Consider the following 19123-nt stretch of genomic DNA (forward strand, 5'->3'; position numbering starts at 1 on the left):
AGTAAATCGCATGATGATGTGACGGCGTTATGAGGATAGGCTGCAGAAAATTGAGCAGGCAGCTGCAAAAGGAAGCAGCCGTCGATAATGAGACTACACCAGCCCTTCCTTAATAGCTTTGCTCACGGCTTCAGTTTGTGAGTGTACCTGAAGCTTTTCGTAGATTCTTTTGATGTGAGTACGAACGGTATCAAGGCTGATGTCTAACTCAGCGGCAATCATTTTGTAACTGTTGCCCTGGCTGAGAGAGGTAAGAATCTCTTTTTCCCGTGCGGTAAGCTGGTAGTTATTTTCTGCAGGCTTTTGCCTCATCGAGTCAATCACCATCCTGGCTATACTGGGCGACATGGGTGCGCCACCGGCCAGTACTTCCTCCACGGCGTCGAAGAGGCGGGTAGAAATGTGTTTTTTCAACAAATAGCCAGAAGCTCCGGCAAAAATGGCCTCCAGCACATGAGTGCTGTCGTCAAACACGGTCAGCATGATGATTGGCAAATTCGGACTGGAACTCCTTACTTTTTTCAAGGCTTCGATGCCTGTCATTTCTGGCATGTCGATATCCATAAAAACCAAATCAGGCTGATGCTGTTCGATTTGCTCGACTGCCTGTAATACGTTCCCATACGCACCTACACAACGAAAATTCTCATTAAGGCTGATCATGCTTTGCAGGCTGCTGCGAAGGAGCTCATCATCTTCATATAGCAGCACAGAAAGGGACATAACAGGGGTTGATTAGTGGTAAATGATAAAAGTCGGCTATTGCCTGAGTTGAAACAATACCCTAATCATGTGATAGGGAATTCAAGGTTGATATGCGTTCCATTTCCAATAGCACTGGTGCGGCTCAGCGCTCCGACCAAGCTCTTTGCCCGAGCCTCCATGTTCTTCAGCCCGTTGCCTGGCTTCACTTTTTCAGGGTCAAAGCCATCGCCATTGTCGCTAATAGAGAAAATTATGTTCCCATTTTGGCCAGCTACATTGATGATGATTTTTGACGCATTGCTATACTTGGCGGCGTTGTTAATGGCTTCCTTGAAAATGAGGAAAACATTTTTTCTCTTTTCTGAAGCCAGTACTATGTTCTTTACTTCATCAATCCCCTGAAACGAAAAAGCGATACCTTTTGGCTCAAGAATTTCGGCGGCGAATTCCTTCATTTTAACCAGTACTTGTTCCAGCGAGTCGTTGTTGGGATTAATCGACCAAACAATGTCAGACATGCTCTCCATAATCTTGGAAGAATGCTCATGGATACTCTGAAAATATTGCCCTGAGTGGCCATTATTTTCTTTTAGGGCAAGCTGGCTAATGATATTGATGCTCGACAAGGTCGAGCCGATATCATCGTGGAGGTCACGGGCAATGGCATTGCGCATTCTTTCCATTTCTATTATTCTCTTTGCTCCGGCAACCACTCGGTACCTGTTGACGAGCAAAAAGCCTGTCAGAACTACAGACGCTAATACAATGGCGATGATGATGACATTGGCCCGCTCACGTTCGAGCGCCAGCGCCTGAAGCTGCTGATCCTTTTTCAGTAGTTCGATTTCCTTTTCTTTCTTCTCTGTTTGGTACTGGCCCTCCAATTCTTTGAGCTCCATCAACACCTCTGTACCTTCTATTTCCTCTTTCAGTGCTTCGTATTTCTTCTGATATTCAAATGCTTTTTCAAATTGTTTCATCCCCGCATAGTATTCACTTAGTCGGCTGTATTCAACCAGCTCTCCGTCCCTGTTACCCGCTTCAATCATGGTCTTCAGGCTTGCCATGAGGGTGTTTTCGTTGGCTTTCTCGCTTTTTTGTGCCATGTCAACGCCTACGAGCTCCGATTTGGCTCTGGCGATAACGGAACTGTCACCCATTTGCTCCGCCAATTCTAAGCTTTTTGCAATATTTCCCCTTGCACGCCCAAAATCACCTGTTCGCTTGTAGAGAAGGCCAATCTGATGCAGGCCCCGAAGTTCCTCACCTGGCAGCTTCATTTCTCCGGCGGCTAAGATTGCCTGTGAATAATATTTTTCAGCAAGAGAGTATTGACCTAGTTCTCTATACACATCGCCCGCCCCGGTCCAACTGGTGAGAAGCCCTCGCTTGTCGTTGAGTTGCTCTTTCATCTTAATGGCCTGCAGGTAGTATTTTTTTGACAACTCGAACTGATTGAGGTGAAAAAAGTCGTTCCCCAGGCTCTGCAGGCAAAACGACTGCCCTCTTAAGCTGTTGACTTTTTCAAAAATGGCCAGACCTTCAAGGTGATAGTGCATGGCGTTCCGGTAGTCGGCCAGGTTGAAGTATGCATTCCCGATGTTGAGAAAAAGGCCACCTGTGTTTTCATGGCCAGACTGGGCAAATCGGAGATTGTCCAGAAGAAAGGGAAGAGCCTTCTTGTAATAGCCCTGGTTTTTATAGTACAGGCCAGCGGACTGGTTGTAATTCATTCTCAGTTTCCAATTGTCAGGATGGGCATTAGCCAGTAATTCTAATTGGTTCAGAAAATGCACAGCGCTGTCTTGCTTGGCAGAGCTTTGATAAATGATGGTCAGGTAGTGATAAGAGCTGCCTATAGCGCTTACGTGATTCAGAGAAGTGGCAACTGGTATGGTTTGGAATGTGTATTCTTTAGCTTTGTTTAAGTCTATCCTGAGGAATTCGCTGATCAGATTCAGCGATGCATTCACGCCGATGGTGTCTTCGGGGTGAAGTTTTAAAACTTGCTTAAGGCTGTCAACATAGGGGCTTTGTGCAAAAGTGCCCTGGACACAATTGACCAAAAGGAAATAGATGATGGCAACTCGTTTCAAATGGAGACTTTCCTGTCAATTTAGCGAATAAAATATTAGATAGACTGCCTGAGACATCAGGAATTTGTAAACCGAACCTGAAATCGACAACATAGGCCTGATGCGTCTATCCGAGAGAAGCCATTTATCCCTTTCATGGATGTCTTCTGAACACCATTGTAGGTAAATTGAAAGTTTCTGGCGTAATTACAGTTGATACAAATGCTTTGATTGAGCAGGAACCTGAGCCCTTTTTATGACCTGAAAAGTGCCTGTGGTGATATACCCGCATGTTTATTTACTATCAATTAATTAAGAAGACTTAAACCCCTAAATCCAATGTTGAAAAACATACTTTCGTTGCTTTTTGCAATTTGTATTGTGTCTGCTTCACAAGCGCAGCAATTCAAAGTGCTTCTTTTCACTAAAACAGCTGGTTTCCACCACGTGTCTATTCACGAAGGCGTAGATGGCGTGCGTGCGCTGGCTCAGAGACACAACTTCTCGGTCGACTGGCAGGAAAACGCCTCCGTTTTTAATGACAAGCAGCTGGCCAATTATGATGTGGTGATCTTCCTTAGCACTACCAGCGACATCTTGAATGATGAGCAGCAGGCAGCCTTCGAAAAGTACATTAAATCTGGCAAAGGCTGGGTAGGCATTCATGCGGCTGCCGACACCGAATACGAGTGGGAATGGTACACCAAAATGGTAGGCATGATGTTTCAGGTTCATCCCCAGCAGCAAACAGCCTATTTGGATGTGTTAGACAGTAATTTCCCGGGAATGGAGAGATTTCCCAAAAGACTACTATGGACTGACGAATGGTATGAGTACCAAAAGCCGTTTAAGTCTGACGACTTGAAATTTTTACTCACCGTGGACGAAAAAAGCTATGACGCCTCAACCAACTGGGGTGGTACTGCCAGAAAGGGCATGGGCGATTTCCACCCAATTGCGTGGTACCACAACTACGATGGTGGTAGAGCATTTTATACAGGACTAGGCCATATCGGTGCTATCTATTCTGATCAAACATTCCTGGATCACTTATATGGTGGCATCTATTGGGCTGCTACCGGAAAAGGGATTAAGAAGTAGGAACTTCTTTTGAAAAGGGGGAAGTAGCTTCCGGGTAAGTAGGCTACTTTTTTTGTTCATAAAAAGGTCAATCTGATAGGAAACTCGAAAGACAGGTTATTTTTTTTCAAAAACACCCGAAAGGCTTGCACTACTTGTTGCCGAATGAGTATTCCAGCGTGAGTCTGTTCAGGTGTTTGCTGGCGGAAATGTCTATTCCGAAGCCAACTATCGAAAACAACCCACCAGCAATAACCATCGTACCGGCGATGTTCGAGTTTGACCCGTCTTTCGCATAAATCAGGGCTGAACCAAGGCTCAAAACCATTCCGGCTGTTTGAAGGAACTTACCAGTAAGACGGGTATTGTTAAATTTTGTCAGATGGTAAACAATCAGATCATCCTTGCTCATACCATCCGGTGATGTCGGCTTTTTCGTTAGCACTACTGGCGACCGTTTTTCTGGTACAGCCACTTTAATTGCGGCCGGGTCAGCGTTTGGATCTAGAAACCTCACAATAATCCCTCTGTTGGCATAGTCAGAATAGTCTTTTGAAAACTGGGTGTCTTTTGCAGGAAAGACTATCATCGTGAGATCTGAGTATTTATAGTCTCCTTTGTCAGTCTGAACCTTATAGGTGCCATGGGATGTAATGTTTACAGTATCTATAGCTGCACTCTTTAAGTAAAAAACAGCTGGTTGAGCGAATGAGTAAGTTGACGCCAACAGCAGGAAGATAAAGATTAGTTTTTTCATGATTTAGTTCTACTATGATTGGATATTTGTTTCAAGCTATTTTCATCAATCAAATATTAGTCCATTTTACGTAAATAATGGCTCTGTTTGGCCCAAAATATTTTCTGTTTTCGAAGGTATATTCTGCTAAATAGACAACTTTTTTTCGACTAGCCGTAATCATGATATATGAACGTTTATGGATCGACTGCTCAGTGATAAGTCTAAAAGGAAATGGCCAGTTTCAAAAATTGGCTGGATATTGTTTGGGATGCTATATGCGTATGGTATTTATCTCATCGAGCCATTCGAAACCCGGCGGGAGCATTTGGCACCTGATGATATCGGCGGACCTGGCTACAGCTATGGGCTAGCGCCAAAGCCCGACCAGTTTGAAGACGCAGTCGTGCAGGTATATGCTGCTCGTACCTGGGGCGCTAAAAAGGTGCTTGCTGTACACACCTGGATAGCTACGAAACGCCATGGTGCGGATCATTATCAGGTCAGCCAGATCATAGGGTGGGCGCTAAACAGAAATGGAACCGCACTTTTCTCAGAGGCAGGCATTCCCGACAAAAGCTGGTATGGCAATGAACCCACGCTTCTCCTTGACCTGCGAGGCCCGGATGCTGAGCTTGTTGTCGATAAAGTTGAAGCAGCAATATCAAAGTACCCGTACGCCGACACCTACACCGTTTGGCCGGGGCCCAATAGCAATACGTTTATTGCATGGCTTGGTCTTGAAGTGCCCGAACTTGGTCTCGACCTTCCATCTACAGCCATTGGAAAGGACTGGCGGCCATGGAAAGAAACGTTTGGGTGGTCGGCAAGTGGTAGTGGGGTGCAGGCTTCTGTGTATGGTTTATTGGGTCTCACGGCTGGGTTTCAGGAAGGGGTGGAGGTGAATGTACTTGGACTAAGCCTGGAACTTGATTTATTTGATTTGGCCCTTGAGCTACCCGCTGTGGGAAGAGTAGGAACAGCTCCGGTGGATGTTGATTTGGTCTTTTCCTCCTCAGAATCAGAGGCTACCGGACGGTGACAATAAAGTCAACTTGATTGGGAGCAAAAAGGCACCTGCCTTCTTAAGACAGGTGCCTTCATAGTCGGGTACGACTTGTTTTCTAACTATTTGAAAAAACTGATTTTGTCCAGACTCATCAGGTTTGTCTCTTTATCCGGATGGGAAACAACAAAATACAAATTGCCAATTTGATCCACCATGTCGATGGTGATGTCAGCATTTGCCCACTGGCGATCTCTCCATGAGCCTTCGAACGCTGGCACATCCACCGTACCGATAACCTTGCCTGTGGGGCTGCCTGAAACCACTTTGATCGTTCCGCCTTTCACACCCATCATGGTTACAGAAATTTTGCTGATCCCCTTCAGGTCAATGTTTTTGTAGCCAATATATGACCCATCGTTGATATTGCTCAGGAAGGCAAAGTCACCACCATTGGGGCGCTGCTGTTGCACATCGTTGAAGAAATTGTAGTTTTCAGCCTCAAGTACGGGCGCCTTGATCATAATCATCTTTGACGACTCGATGGCAGGAATGGTGCCATTTCCTTTGTCGGTATACCGAATGCCGACAACATAAGCGCCTTGGTTTTCAGCGGTCTGTTTATTCAGCGTAATATTGCTGGTCAAAGGCAAACTTGTCGTTGGGCTTTCTTTCACCAGCGATAGGATATAGTCCACCATCACCCTTGTTTCGTCGAGTGTTAGCTGCGGATGAGCCGCCATCAGGCTATGGCCCCAGTTGCCATTGCCGCCTTCGATGATTTTGCCCGCCAGCATGTCTCTTGACGAAGGGTCATCAGCGTATCTTTTTGCAATTTCGATGTAGGTAGGCCCAATCGATTTCTGATCCACAGAGTGGCACGACATACAATCGCTGTTGGCGATCATGTTTTTGCCTTTTACATTGATGGCTGGGTTTTTGAAGAAGTCCTCGCCCAGGTTGGCCTGGTCATAGCCGCCTTCCAGATAGCTGAAATTAACACTTACGGCCTCTTGGGTTATGCTGCCATCCTCTGTGCTGCCATCTTCTTTGTCGGTCACTATTACTTTGTAGGTATTGGTCTCTTTGCCAAAGTAGAAGGATTGGTTGCCGCTGTAGTCAAAATCGATGTTGGAAGGCTCATTGCCGGCTATTACCCTGGCAAAGGCTGATGCAGTTTCGCCTTTGGAGTCAGTGACCGTAAGCTCCACTTCTTGTTCACCGGGCTGATCAAAAGTAATGCTCACATCACGGCCCTCATACTTCTTGCCGTCTTTGGTTGTCCAGCTAAATATCAAAGCATCGTCTTTATCATAGTCAAAAGAGCCCTGCGCTGAGAAGTTGACAGTAAGCGGCACTGCACCTCTGGTTTTGTCCGTCGCTACCGCTGGCACAGGCGCCCTGTTGCCTTCGGCGTACTCAATCCTTACCAACCTTGCGTCTACATTATTGGCGAAATAGTTCGACCCATACTCCAGCAGGTACATCACGCCGTTTTTGTCAAACTCCATGTCGATAGGCTTCACAAATGTTTCGTCAGGGAGAAACGACTCAATTTGCGTTGGGTTCCAATCCTCGTCAAACGACACCACCTTGATCCAGCTGCGTGCCCACTCATAAATGAAAAGCTTGCCATTGTAATACTCAGGAAATCCCGCTTTCGAAGCGTTGGCTGGCTTGTAATACATGGGGCCCGACATGGCACTTCTGGAGCCTGTGCCCAGCATGGGCCAAATGTCCGACTGGCCGTAAGGGTACCAGATCATGGCAGGCCTTGCAGGGGGCAATTCTCTTGAGCCGGTGTTGTTGGGCGATTCGTTGATAGGGTGAGCCGGATCCTGCTTGGGGCCAATTTCATCTGTGGCAAAATCAACCATAGGAAAGGCAATGTTGTTCGCTTCGAAGTAAGGCCAGCCGTAAAAGCCCGGTGTTTTTGCCTGGTTCCATTCGTCGTAGCTTTGAGGGCCTTTCTCGCTGTCTCTACCCGAATCCGGGCCCACATCACCCCAATACACGTAACCGGTTTTCATATCCACGGTGAATCGGAATGGATTTCTGCAACCCATGACATAAATCTCTGGTCGGCCCTGCGAACCATCCTTGGGAAATAAATTACCGTCAGGAATCGTATAGGAGCCTTCTGCCGTAGGTTTGATTCTTAAGATCTTGCCGCGAAGGTCATGCGTATTGGAGGAGCCCTTCTGTGAGTCAAACGGCCCACGACCTGGGCGCTCGTCAAGAGGGGAGTAGCCACTCGATTCCTTCGAGCTGGTGTTGTCGCCGGTGCTCAGGTAAAGATGACCGTTAGGCCCAAACACAATACCACCACCTGAATGGCAGCAGGTTTCCCGTTGCACACCTACTTCCAGCACAATTTTTTCGCTACCCACTATCAGGCTGTCGGCCAGCAGCGTGAACCTGGATAGGTTTTGCCGGGAGGCACCACCCAGTGGAGAGTAGTAGATGTAAATCCAGTTGTTTTGATCATAGTTTGGATCTACAGCAAGGCCCAACATACCGTCTTCATAATTGCCTTCTGTATTTACTTTGAAAGTGTGCAGAATCTTCGTTTCGTTTGACTCCGGATCAAACATTTTCAGATTACCTTCCCTCTCGATAAACAGCAGCTTGCCATCAGGAAGTATATCCAACTCCATTGGCTCGTTGACCTCTGCATCGAGAATGATTTTGGTAAACCGGCTGACGTCGGGTGCAGCCAGGCTCTTTGCACCTTCTTTATTAATAGCATTTTCTGCTAAGGAGGAGGAGATGGCCTCACCGGTTAAGTCGGTTGCGGTAGCAAAAAATGTTACTCTTCCGCCGTCATAATTTTGTGTTCCGGCTTCCTCAGCAGCAAACAGCCAGGGCCATTGGTATTGGTTGACTGTGTCCCTGGGAGCAAGTAAAGCCCCACCTGTTTGCACGTAGCGCTCAATGTCGGTTTGCCACTGTGGTGTAAGATGATTTGTATTGGCCAGCAAAAGCACACCTTTGTTCTTCCAAAGGTTGTCGCCACGGCGGTCGCTGGTGAGGGAGACTGTGTCGGTTTTTAGTCCTTGCGTCGTGGCATCACTCATTATTTGATTTATCGAAGCTGCTAGCGCATGGTTTTTTTCGTAAACAACCAAAAGCGAGCTGTCACGTGATTCGCTACAGGAAAATCCAATGAGGGTGATAAGGACAAACGGCAGAAGTTTCCACGATGCCTTTTCAAGTAGGTGTTGTTTCATCAATATAATTCACATTAATTTGAGCAGGCAAAATAGGGAGATACACGGCAACACTGGTAGACAAACGTCTCAAAGGAGGGCGGTAAATATATTAATCCGGCGACAGATAGCCTTTGCCCGATTGAATCGATTGCAGTCTTTTTTGAAACTATAACTATTGCTGACTATTGATTCAAATAGCTATAAATCTTTTCCGACACCCTTGCCAGTACTTCGGTACCCTCTTCAATGGTGTTCAGATTCTTAGACAACAGTACCAACACATATTTCCTTCCATCAGGCAGGTAAACAATGCCAGAATCATGATGCAATTTGGTAATTGAACCTGTTTTGTGGGCAACGACTACTGAGTCGGGCAGGTAGGCGGGTATTATTTCATTAAACCGCTGTTCTTCCAAAATCCTGATCATCGCAGCACAGTCTTCGGGGGTGCCAGCCTTGTTGGTAGCAATCATTTCCATCACAATGGCCAGGTCTTTGGCTGTTGTGGTGTTGTTCATGCCCAGATCATAGGCCTTTTGGTCTTCCACGCCACGCAGCACCTGGATGTCGTTAGCTCCGAATGATTTCATGGTTGTCATTACGTTCGGAGCACCTACCAATTCGATAAGGATATTGGTGGCCAGGTTGCTGCTCACAGTGATCATTTCGTACGTCAGGTCATAAATAGTGAGCTTTTGGCCAATAAAGCTGTAAAGCCCTTCGCCACTATCTTCGCCGATATCCATGGTATAGGCCGATGAGTCTACAATACTTTTAAACTCATTAACAACCAGAATGGAGTCAGAAAGACTGAATTTACCGGCACGGACTTGCCTAAACAGCTCAATCATCACCGGCGTTTTCATGGTGCTGGCTGCATGAAATATCTCCTTTTCGTTGATGTACAGTTGATTGTCAGGATTGCTGAGATCTTTGAAAGCAATCGCATAGTCGCCGGTGTTGGCTTCAAAATCTGCTTCGATGCTTTGCTTCAGCTCATTCAACGTTTGTTTTTTTGATGAGGGTTGGCAAGCGGCCAACGTGAGTGCCAAAGCAAATATCAGGTAGGTAGGTTTTTTCATTGGGTAAAGGCTTTGTTCAAAGTAAAGCACAAACCCTTTAGCTGCCAAACCACTCATACCATCAAATAGTGGATGAAAAAAGTTGCGTTTCGGGCTGTTTTCGCCAAAGCCGTTTATCGAACGCCATGCAAATGTTACGGATAAACGCACGTCCTTTTTCAGTGATATGGACATTGTCTCCCCTCAATTCAATTAGCTCATCCTGCAGGGGCTCGGCCAGTCTTTCCAGTATGGAGCGGTACGGCATTTGTGCCTCAAGTAGCGTTGTGGAGAACCTGCACATAAGATCGAGTATGTGCTGCCTGATGATGAGGTCTTCCTGATTGAGCATATGCCCTCTGAAAACTGGTAAAAAGCCACTTTCAACTGACTCTTGATAGGTTTCAATATCTTTGTGGTTTTGCGCAAATCCATACCACGAGTCGCTGATAGAAGAAACGCCCAACCCAATCAGTAATTTGGTTGATGATGCGGTATAGCCCATGAAATTACGGTGTAGCTGTCCGTTAATTGATGATTCATAAAGCTCATCCTGTTTGGTAGCGAAATGATCCATACCTATTTCCACCAGACCGATGTCCAGCAACATGTCTCTTCCAAGTTCATACAATGCTCGTTTTTCATCATCTTTTGGTAAGTCAGCTTCCGAAAACTTCCTCTGTCCATTTCCCTTGATCCATGGCACATGGGCATAACTATAAAATGCTATGCGATCCGGCTTCAATTCCTTTACTTTCTCAATCGTATCAATGATGGAGTTTGATGTTTGAAAAGGCAGGCCGTAAACCAGGTCGTAGTTGATGGATGTATAGCCCAATTGCCTTGACCACTCTGTCACTTGCTTCACTTTGTCAAACGTCTGATGGCGATGGATGGCCTCCTGCACTATCGGATCAAAATCCTGAATACCATAGCTTACCCTGTTAAAACCCAGTTCTCTGAGTGTTTTCAAATGCTCATAGGAGGTGTTGTTAGGATGCCCTTCAAAGCTGAAAGATGCTTTGGGGTGCTTATGGGCTTTTGAAAGTATGCCAATAATTAGCCACTGCAGGCTGACTGGAGAAAAAAACGTCGGTGTTCCGCCGCCCAGGTGTATCTCTTTAATCACCGGTTTTTTTGGAAGCCGTGCCACGTATAAGTCCCATTCCTTCAGCACGGTACTGATGTAGGGTGTTTCCACTCCGTGATTCTTGGTAATCCGTTTGTTGCACCCGCAAAACGTGCACAGGCTTTCGCAGTAGGGAAGGTGAATGTATAAGCTAATGCCCTCTTCATCAGTGGTTTCAGCAAATGCTTGCTGGAAGCTTCGGGTCCATTGTTTGCAGGTGAAATCGTCCGACTCCCAGTAGGGCACGGTGGGGTAACTGGTATAACGGGGCCCTGGTATATTGTATTTGGAAAGAAGGGATGACTGCTGCTGCATGTTTTTACCTGATTTACTTACAAAGAAAAGTCATCTATCTCCATTGGGAAATGATAAAAATCAGCAAATAACTTGAAGAGATTCAGTTAAGACAAGCGCTGGAGTAAGTCGCAAGATGAAATACAGCCCGCTCTTTCTCCATTTTCAGTGCTCAGACTGACGATTAAAATTTAAATCCCACCGATCCGAAAGAATGGTAATCGTAATAATTGCTAATTTTAATGATGCTGTTGCCGCCAAATGAATGCAGGCCCGCAACTCAAAACAACTTTACCTCTTTTCAATGGATCATCAAACTAGGACCAGGTATGTGGCTTTTCATGTTATCACCATCCTTTGTCTATGTGGCTGCCTCTTTATTTCATCATGTTCCGATCCTTCAGCTTCCCGAGTTGACAGTGAGGTTCCTCGCTTGTCGGTCGAGAATAATATCCGGAGCTACCTGAACAAAGTATCGGCAGATATTACCGACAATTTCCATTCTGATATTCAGACGCTAGGTGATTGGGAGAAAATAAGGCGTCAGCGTTACGTGGAGTTTATAGAAATGATGGGGATTGATCACCTGCCTTTGAACGGAGAAAAGTCGGCATTGAACGTAAAGGTGACGGGCACCATCAAGAAAGAGGGCTACCGAATTGAAAAGCTGTATTTTGAGTCACTTCCCGGCTTATACGTAAGGGCTAACCTGTACATTCCTGACAGCATCAAAGCCCCCAGACCTGCCATCCTTTACGTATGTGGCCACTCTCCAACCCAGAAGGCACACTACCAGGCCCACCCGATAAAATTTGCACAGTTAGGGTTTGTATCGCTGATCATCGAAACGATTCAGTTTGGCGAGGTGCAGGGGCATCATTGGGGGCCCTATTCAAAAGGGTGGTTCAATTGGTATAGCCGGGGATATAACCCTGCCGGAGTCGAACTTTGGAATGCTATTCGGGCTATTGATCTTCTTTCAGAAAGGCCGGAGGTGGATGCAGATAAAATCGGAGTGACTGGCATTTCAGGCGGTGGCTCTCAGTCGTGGTACATTGCTGCTGCCGATCCCCGCATAAAGGCCGTTGCTCCTGTTTGCGGGGGAGCCACATTAAAGGATCATGTATTCAACAGAACCGTTGACGGACACTGCGACTGCATGATGCCCAATAATCTCTATGGCCGTGATTTTGCCGACATAGGCGCTTTGATTGCCCCACGGCCGTTGCTCATCGCCCAGGCCAACCAGGATGAGATGTATAAGATTGAATCGGTACGTGAGCTTGAATCTAAAGCTCAGAAAATGTACGATTTGTATGGGAAGCCCGACAACATATCTCTTGTTGAAACACCAGGTGGCCACTCTTACCATCAAACATCTCGTCAGGAAATTTTCTCTTTTTTCCTTGATAAACTTATGGGGAAGAAAATTACTCCGGATCAGGTGGGAGATATTGATGAGAATCCTGAAAGCCAGCCTTCTTTTGAAGAGCTGAAAGTGTACGTCGATGGCCCGCCGGAAGGAGACCGGTCAAGCACGATACAGGATTCTTTTATCCCACTTGCCAGGGCTCCGGAAATCACTACCGAAGAAGAGCTTTCTTCTCATCGGGATTCGGTAAAAGTATTTTTGCGTGAAAAAACATTTGGCCACTTTCCAGTAAAAGAGGCTGCTTTTGATTCGCAACTCGAAATACAAAGTATGTTTAATGAAAACGCCGGAAACAGAATATTCAGCTTTGTTTCAGAGGAGGGATGGCGCTTAAAAATAGACGTCCGCTGGAGAGGCGATTCAAACACGGTTAAGCCTTTAATGGTCGTGCTACGCAATTATGATGAGGATCGGTGGGATTCTGAAAGCTTCGCTTCCAAATTTTCAAAAGACTGGAACATAGCCTATTTTGAGCCGAGGGGCGTTGGAGAAACGGGGTGGGATCCTGGGCTTCAATGGCATATAAGACGTGCCTCGGCCTGGACAGGAAGAACAATTGCCTCCATGCAGGTGTATGATGTTTTGAGGAGCCTTCAATTCAGCCGTACACTTTCTGATGTTGATCCAGCAAAAATTGGCATTGCTGCCAGAGATGAGATGGCCGTGGTGGCTTTGTATGCTGCCTTACTGGATGGGAAATGTGAAGCCGTCATATTGAATAACCCACCTGCCACGCAGGATGTGACGAGCGACCCCGAAGGAAAAGGGCCGACAATAGAAATGCTCAATTGTCTTCAAGCGACCGATGTCAATCAATTACCGGCTTTCATTTGGCCGACAAAAACTATGTTTGTTGGTGATGTTCCCGATGCTTATCAATGGTCAGAAAATATTCTTAAGCGTTTGGGAAGGGGCGGGTTCGCCAGGAATGACAGCAATTGATGTAAAGGTATGATCACCAACTGCCTTTTGGGAAGAAATTAGAAATACGGAAGCCAACAGAATATGAACGATCTGGAAAAACGATACCAGCACCTATTAAAGCCTTCAGAGGCGCTTATCTCTGAAATCTCAACACTGACGGGAGACATTCTTATCTTAGGCGTTGGCGGGAAAATGGGGCCGGCGCTTGCCCTGTTAGCAAAGCAGACGGTGGATCAGGCCGGATTAAAAAAGCGGATTATTGGTGTCTCTCGTTTTTCTGAGCCAGGTCTTCAGGCCAGGCTGCAACAAAATGGTGTTGAGACAATCACAGCCGATTTGCTTGACGAAGACCAGCTACAGGCGCTTCCTGAGGTGCCTAATGTGCTTTACCTGGCTGGAACAAAGTTTGGTACCACAGGGAATGAATCTTTTACCTGGGCCATGAATACCTACCTCCCCGGAAGAGTAGCAGAGAAGTTCAAAAATTCCCGCATTGTCGTTTTCTCTACAGGAAATGTGTATCCGTTCGTCCCCGTAGTAAGTGGGGGGGCGACCGAATCGCTGCCACCAGAACCCATTGGCGAGTACGGCCAGTCATGCCTGGGCCGTGAACGAATTTTCCAATACTTCGCCGCCAAAAACAACACGCCCATTTTAATCTACCGGCTGAACTATGCTAACGACGTCTCGTATGGAGTGTTGTTGGAAATAGCCAAATCCGTGAAAAAGAGCAAACCGATTGACCTGGCCATGGGCACTGTAACCGTGATTTGGCAGGGCGATGCCAACGAAATAGCCTTACGAGCCCTTCACCATTGTACCACACCGGCCAAAATATTGAATGTAACGGGCCCCGAAATTGTTTCAGTCCGCTGGCTGGCTGAAGAGTTTGGGAAAATACTGGGCACTACGCCTGAGTTCATCAATGAAGAGCAATCCACCTCGTTATTATCGAATGCGGCCGAGTCCTTCCGTCTTTTTGGCTATCCCAAAGTTAGCTTGAGACAAATGATGGAGGCCATCCTTGAATGGTACAATGAGGGGGGTGAAATTTTAAATAAGCCCACTCACTTTTCAGAAAGAAAAGGAAAATTCTAAGCTCATGCCTAAACATATACAACTCGATTCCTCTGTGGCTAAGTTATTAAGCGAGGGGACGGTTATTCCGGCCCATCCACTGGCGCTCACAGCAGCACTTCACCTGGATGAAGCCAGGCAGCGGCAGCTCACCCGTTATTACATGGCCAGCGGAGCAGGAGGGGTGGCAGTGGGTGTTCACACCACACAGTTCGAAATCCGTAAACCAGAAATCAATTTGTTGGAGTCAGTACTTAGAATGGCTGCAGATGAAATTGAAAGGGCTGAATTGACACGTCCGTTTATTAAAGTAGCGGGTATTTGTGGGCCCACCGATCAGGCCTTGAGAGAAGCTGAGTTAGCACGGAAGTACGGATACCATCTTGGCTTACTCAGTAATGGAGGGTTGAATAATTATACTGAAGCTGAACTCATCCAGCGCACGGAAGCGGTCGCTGAAATCATGCCTGTTTTTGGATTTTACCTTCAGCCTGCTGTAGGTGGTCGCTATTTGAGTTATGATTTTTGGAGGGACTTCGCCGAAATTCCCAATGTGCAAGCCATCAAAGTCGCCGCCTTCAACCGGTACCAGACGCTGGACGTGGTCAGGGCGGTGTGTCACTCCAGCAGAAGAGACGAAATAGCCCTTTATACGGGCAATGACGACAACATCGTTGCTGACTTGCTCACACCTTACCAATTCACGGTGAATGGAGAGAAGGTTGAAAAAGCATTTGTCGGTGGGTTGTTGGGGCATTGGGCCGTTTGGACAAAGCAGGCGGTTGAGCTTTTCAAAGAAATAAAAACATGCATCGCAAGTGATTATGCAGGGGTAGAAAAATTGCTGGCAAAAGGGGTGGAGGTAACTGATATGAATGCCGTTATTTTTGATGCCAGGAATGCTTTCAAGGGATGTATTCCTGGTATTCACGAAGTGCTGCGCAGGCAGGGCCTTTTACAGGGAGGGTTTTGTTTAAATGCAGAGGAAGTGCTTTCGGCTGGGCAGGCGAAAGAGATTGATCGGATTTGCGAAAGTTACAGGCATTTGACTGATGATGAATTTGTGAGGAGGTTCTTGGTAGATAAATTTGGCTAAGACTGGATTTTTCTTTGCTATTAAAAAGTGAGATTTCTGTGTCGTTAAATTAGCCAGGATTTCTTAGAATGAAATGGGCAATTGATATTATCACAAAAGCAAGCACGAGGCTTCCGCCTAGTAAAGTGCTATTCTTTCTTTCGGAGAATTTTTCAACAATTGACAAGTACCTTTTTTTAAAGTAGAAAAGAAAATAAAAAACCGCCACTAAGATCAGCCATGCTGTTATGAATGTTGCATTATTTAAACTGATTTGAAAAATTGATACAATGTCGAGCAGCATTAACCCGGCAATTATGCTTATTGTAGACATTGCCCGTCGACTACTAGTCTGAGAAGGATATCCCCTCTCAATTTTTGCAATAAATGTATAAATCGAATAAAAAAGATAATCCATGACTAACCTTCTGCAATGGCATTCTTTGTCCGCCACATAAATGTATAATTTACCACAGATTCTTACTAGCTACTTTCCTTTAGTTCTGAGGGTTCTTAATACCAACGATCTGCTTGATTCATGTGCCGATTTTCAAACAAAGACTGGTTCTAGCCGAATTCAGGGCCGCAGATGCAGTAAGAATGCCCTGTAATTCCCGGATAATAATTTTCGCTCCTGTACATTCTCACAAAGTGCCTTTGTTTGGTGAATCCCAGCGATTTTAACATGGCAATCAAAGCTTGCTTGTCTTGCAACACATCTACCACCACAGGTTTTTGGATAAGCCCTCTGAGCGATTTTGCAATGAGGGCCTGAGCGTCCTCAATAGTTGAGGCAGAAACCGGCCCCACATGATGGTACTTACTGCCATCTCTTCCCAGCACAAACCCGGTCACCCGATTGTTATGCCTTACCATCCATGCCTTATCTGGATATTCCTTTACAAGTGAGGTAACGAGGTGCTCTCTTTTTGTGCCAAAAACAGCAGCATCAAAAGCGACAATATCTTCGATGTTTTCCGGCTTCACTGGCTCTGGTTCTATGCCGCTGTTGTCGGATGACGCAGAATTCGTCAACGATACATTCACCATTCTGTCGATAAGGTACTCGTCTTTGAAATCGAATTGTCTATACACTTGTTGCCCGGCTGGAGTAGCATCCAGTTTGATCGATATGTCGCTTGCATTCTTGAAAACATGAGCGAGCAAAGCTTTGCTTACACCCTGGCCTCGGTATGCTTTGTCGACCAGTACCATACCAATCCATGCCAGCTGATGTGAATACCTGATCGCCGTGGTGGTACCAATAACTTTTGAATCATGCTCTGCCAGTACACAAGCGCCTTCACTCTCCTTAATAAGCAGTGCCCAATCTCTTTCTGTCTGGTTCCAGCCTTCAGCAGTTGATAAGTTCATTGCTGCACTGATGTTGTTCAATTTCAGCGGCCGCAATATGAAATCACTTTTACTCATATCAGGCTTCTTCCACAAAACTCATGTCTTTCTTAAAGGTTTCTTCCAGATAGTAAAGTGCTATCATGCCTGCTAAATACGTGAGAACTCCGGTAACCAGGGCACTGTTAATGGTTCCGATATAGCCTTTCATTACCAGGAAAATGGACGTGAGTGGAATGATAGTTCCCCTCACAAAGTTAGGAGCGGTGGTGGCCACAGTGGCACGCAGGTTGGAGCCAAACAGTTCGGCAGCCACGGTGATGAAAAGTGTCCAATAACCACTGAAAAAGCCCAGACAACCACATAACAGGTAGAACAGGGTTGTGCTTGAGAAAGGTGCCAATAGGAGGATAACTGTCAGGAAAAATGAGCCCATCATGAATGAAAAAATCACCTGTCTTCTGTTCTGCAAATATTGACTGAGAAAACCACTTGCCAGATTGCCCGCCACCTGTGCAGCAAACGCAAAAAGCACTGCCCTTCCCGCATCAACAGGTTGGTCAAGGTGCATCGCTCTGCCAATTTCTGGAGAGAAGGTAATCAGGATGCCGACCACAAACCATATAGGCATGCCTACCACAATGCTGGTCATATATTTCAAGAACCTGGCTTTATTATTGAACAGCATACGTACGTCTCCCCGCCTGATGTTTTGCTGTTTTAGTTGCAGGAAGATACCAGATTCAAAAACTTTTAGTCTTAAAACCATTAGCAAGAGCCCAAGTCCACCCCCAATAAAATAGGAAGCTCGCCACTCAAAAAACTGGACAATCAAAAAGGCAAGCAATGCGCCAAAAACGCCCATAGTAGCTACTAATGTCGTTCCATAACCCCGAATATTCTTAGGGAGGATTTCTACCACCAAAGTAATGCCTACTCCCAATTCGCCGGCAAGACCGAAGCCTGCAATAAACCTTAAGACGGCATACTGCTCAATAGTGGTCACCAGCCCGTTCCCAATGTTGGCAATCGAATAAATTAAAATGGACCCGAACAGAACAGACAACCTTCCTTTTTTGTCGCCAAGCACACCCCAAAATAGCCCGCCAATGAGCATTCCCACCATCTGCAGGTTCAGCAATAGAATTCCATCGCTTAGCACCTGTTCGTCTGTAAGACCTAGCGACTTTAAACTTGGCACTCTAACTATGCTGAACAAGAATAGATCGTACATGTCGACCAGGTATCCCAGCGCAGCCACCATTACGGGAACACTTAGAAGCTGCTGAACAGTAGTTTTAGTAGGTGAATCCTTCATTAGAATAAGTTTAAATAGCTATAGGCGTTGGTAAAAATATGCAATTAAACCCTAACGACATTTAGCGAATATGCTCAAGCCTCAACTGATGTCAAATAAATTTCGTGCCCTGTAGGCATGACAAGGGCGGGATCAATCTGTATTTCTGGGGATTGAATGTTTCGTTTGTGATTAAATAAAAAAGCAAAACTGGTTCAATGCGTCTCGCTTGGACCTTTTGCTTTTTTATGACCGCTCGGGATATTGGGGTTGAAGGGTAATCCCCCAGATTTTTCGCTTGATCCCAAGGGCGGGGCGAAAACAGTGGTCATAGAAAAAAGGAAAAAGCAGCCTTTTGAGCTGCTTTCTTACTGTAGCGGGGAGCAGAATTCACTGGCCGTCCGCCAGCTGGCGGATCACTTGTCCGACTACTGGCGGAATGCATCCTGCACTCTAACTATCTGGCTTTGAGTTAACCAGTTTCCAGATGAACTCTCTGCCTTTTGCCGACTTAAGTTGCTTCTATCTGATCATCGCTTCTTTTTTGGTTGGATAGCATTCTGTATGAACAACAACCCATGGACGATACCGGAAAGTATAGCCCTTAGTTTGATAGATGTTGTGGGCATCTAGTCGATTCTCCATATCGGACGAGTAGCCGATATAA

At 46.0% G+C, this 19123-nt stretch carries 14 protein-coding genes; 5 read left to right on the forward strand and 9 right to left on the reverse strand.

Features of this window, described 5'->3' with window-relative positions; translation table 11 throughout:
* Positions 1-93: 93 nt before the first annotated feature.
* Together RIG68_RS25265 and RIG68_RS25270 are read right to left on the reverse strand one after the other, a co-directional pair.
* Entirely contained in the window at positions 94-723 is a 630-nt protein-coding gene (locus RIG68_RS25265; RefSeq protein ID WP_350129005.1) for a response regulator, read from the reverse strand.
* Positions 724-788: 65 nt separating this feature from the next.
* Positions 789-2801, reverse strand: coding sequence for a tetratricopeptide repeat-containing sensor histidine kinase (locus RIG68_RS25270; RefSeq protein ID WP_350129008.1), 2013 nt, complete (start codon positions 2799-2801; stop codon positions 789-791).
* A gap of 318 nt (positions 2802-3119) precedes the next feature.
* Between RIG68_RS25270 and RIG68_RS25275 the strand changes: the two genes are divergently transcribed.
* A complete protein-coding gene (locus RIG68_RS25275; RefSeq protein ID WP_350129011.1) occupies positions 3120-3881 on the forward strand; it encodes a ThuA domain-containing protein in 762 nt (253 codons plus the stop codon).
* Between the two features lie 130 nt (positions 3882-4011).
* Here the strand turns inward: RIG68_RS25275 and RIG68_RS25280 are convergent, their stop codons facing one another.
* A complete protein-coding gene (locus RIG68_RS25280) occupies positions 4012-4617 on the reverse strand; it encodes a hypothetical protein (protein WP_350129014.1) in 606 nt (201 codons plus the stop codon).
* A gap of 178 nt (positions 4618-4795) precedes the next feature.
* Here RIG68_RS25280 and RIG68_RS25285 point away from each other — a divergent pair, with 178 nt between their 5' ends.
* On the forward strand, positions 4796-5638 hold the full coding sequence (locus RIG68_RS25285; protein WP_350129017.1) for a DUF3750 domain-containing protein: 843 nt from the start codon (positions 4796-4798) through the stop codon (positions 5636-5638).
* An 86-nt stretch (positions 5639-5724) separates the two neighbouring features.
* On the opposite strand, the gene RIG68_RS25290 is transcribed toward RIG68_RS25285, so the two are convergent.
* The 3 genes from RIG68_RS25290 to hemN all read right to left on the reverse strand — a co-directional run bounded on the left by RIG68_RS25290 (position 5725) and on the right by hemN (position 11319).
* Positions 5725-8832 (reverse strand): PQQ-dependent sugar dehydrogenase, encoded by a 3108-nt coding sequence (locus RIG68_RS25290; protein ID WP_350129020.1) that lies wholly within the window; start codon positions 8830-8832, stop codon positions 5725-5727.
* A gap of 164 nt (positions 8833-8996) precedes the next feature.
* Positions 8997-9896 (reverse strand): serine hydrolase, encoded by a 900-nt coding sequence (locus tag RIG68_RS25295; RefSeq protein WP_350129023.1) that lies wholly within the window; start codon positions 9894-9896, stop codon positions 8997-8999.
* A 61-nt stretch (positions 9897-9957) separates the two neighbouring features.
* On the reverse strand, positions 9958-11319 hold the full coding sequence (gene hemN, locus RIG68_RS25300; protein WP_350129026.1) for an oxygen-independent coproporphyrinogen III oxidase: 1362 nt from the start codon (positions 11317-11319) through the stop codon (positions 9958-9960).
* A 283-nt stretch (positions 11320-11602) separates the two neighbouring features.
* Between hemN and RIG68_RS25305 the strand changes: the two genes are divergently transcribed.
* The 3 genes from RIG68_RS25305 (at position 11603) to RIG68_RS25315 (ending at position 15827) form a co-directional block, all read left to right on the forward strand.
* Positions 11603-13672, forward strand: coding sequence for an alpha/beta hydrolase family protein (locus tag RIG68_RS25305; protein ID WP_350129028.1), 2070 nt, complete (start codon positions 11603-11605; stop codon positions 13670-13672).
* A 63-nt stretch (positions 13673-13735) separates the two neighbouring features.
* Positions 13736-14752 carry an NAD-dependent epimerase/dehydratase family protein gene (locus RIG68_RS25310; RefSeq protein WP_350129031.1) on the forward strand — a complete coding sequence of 339 codons (1017 nt, stop codon included), beginning with the start codon at positions 13736-13738 and terminating at the stop codon, positions 14750-14752.
* A gap of 4 nt (positions 14753-14756) precedes the next feature.
* Positions 14757-15827 carry a dihydrodipicolinate synthase family protein gene (locus RIG68_RS25315; RefSeq protein WP_350129034.1) on the forward strand — a complete coding sequence of 357 codons (1071 nt, stop codon included), beginning with the start codon at positions 14757-14759 and terminating at the stop codon, positions 15825-15827.
* 546 nt (positions 15828-16373) lie between these two features.
* Here the strand turns inward: RIG68_RS25315 and RIG68_RS25320 are convergent.
* The 3 genes from RIG68_RS25320 to RIG68_RS25330 all read right to left on the reverse strand — a co-directional run bounded on the left by RIG68_RS25320 (position 16374) and on the right by RIG68_RS25330 (position 19119).
* On the reverse strand, positions 16374-17180 hold the full coding sequence (locus tag RIG68_RS25320) for a GNAT family N-acetyltransferase (protein ID WP_350129037.1): 807 nt from the start codon (positions 17178-17180) through the stop codon (positions 16374-16376).
* A 58-nt stretch (positions 17181-17238) separates the two neighbouring features.
* Positions 17239-18477 (reverse strand): MFS transporter, encoded by a 1239-nt coding sequence (locus tag RIG68_RS25325; RefSeq protein ID WP_350129040.1) that lies wholly within the window; start codon positions 18475-18477, stop codon positions 17239-17241.
* A 501-nt stretch (positions 18478-18978) separates the two neighbouring features.
* Positions 18979-19119 carry a GIY-YIG nuclease family protein gene (locus RIG68_RS25330; protein ID WP_350129046.1) on the reverse strand — a complete coding sequence of 47 codons (141 nt, stop codon included), beginning with the start codon at positions 19117-19119 and terminating at the stop codon, positions 18979-18981.
* Between the last annotated feature and the right edge of the window lie 4 nt (positions 19120-19123).

It is taken from the genome of Imperialibacter sp., from assembly GCF_040222385.1.
In the GTDB taxonomy this organism is placed as follows: domain Bacteria; phylum Bacteroidota; class Bacteroidia; order Cytophagales; family Cyclobacteriaceae; genus Imperialibacter.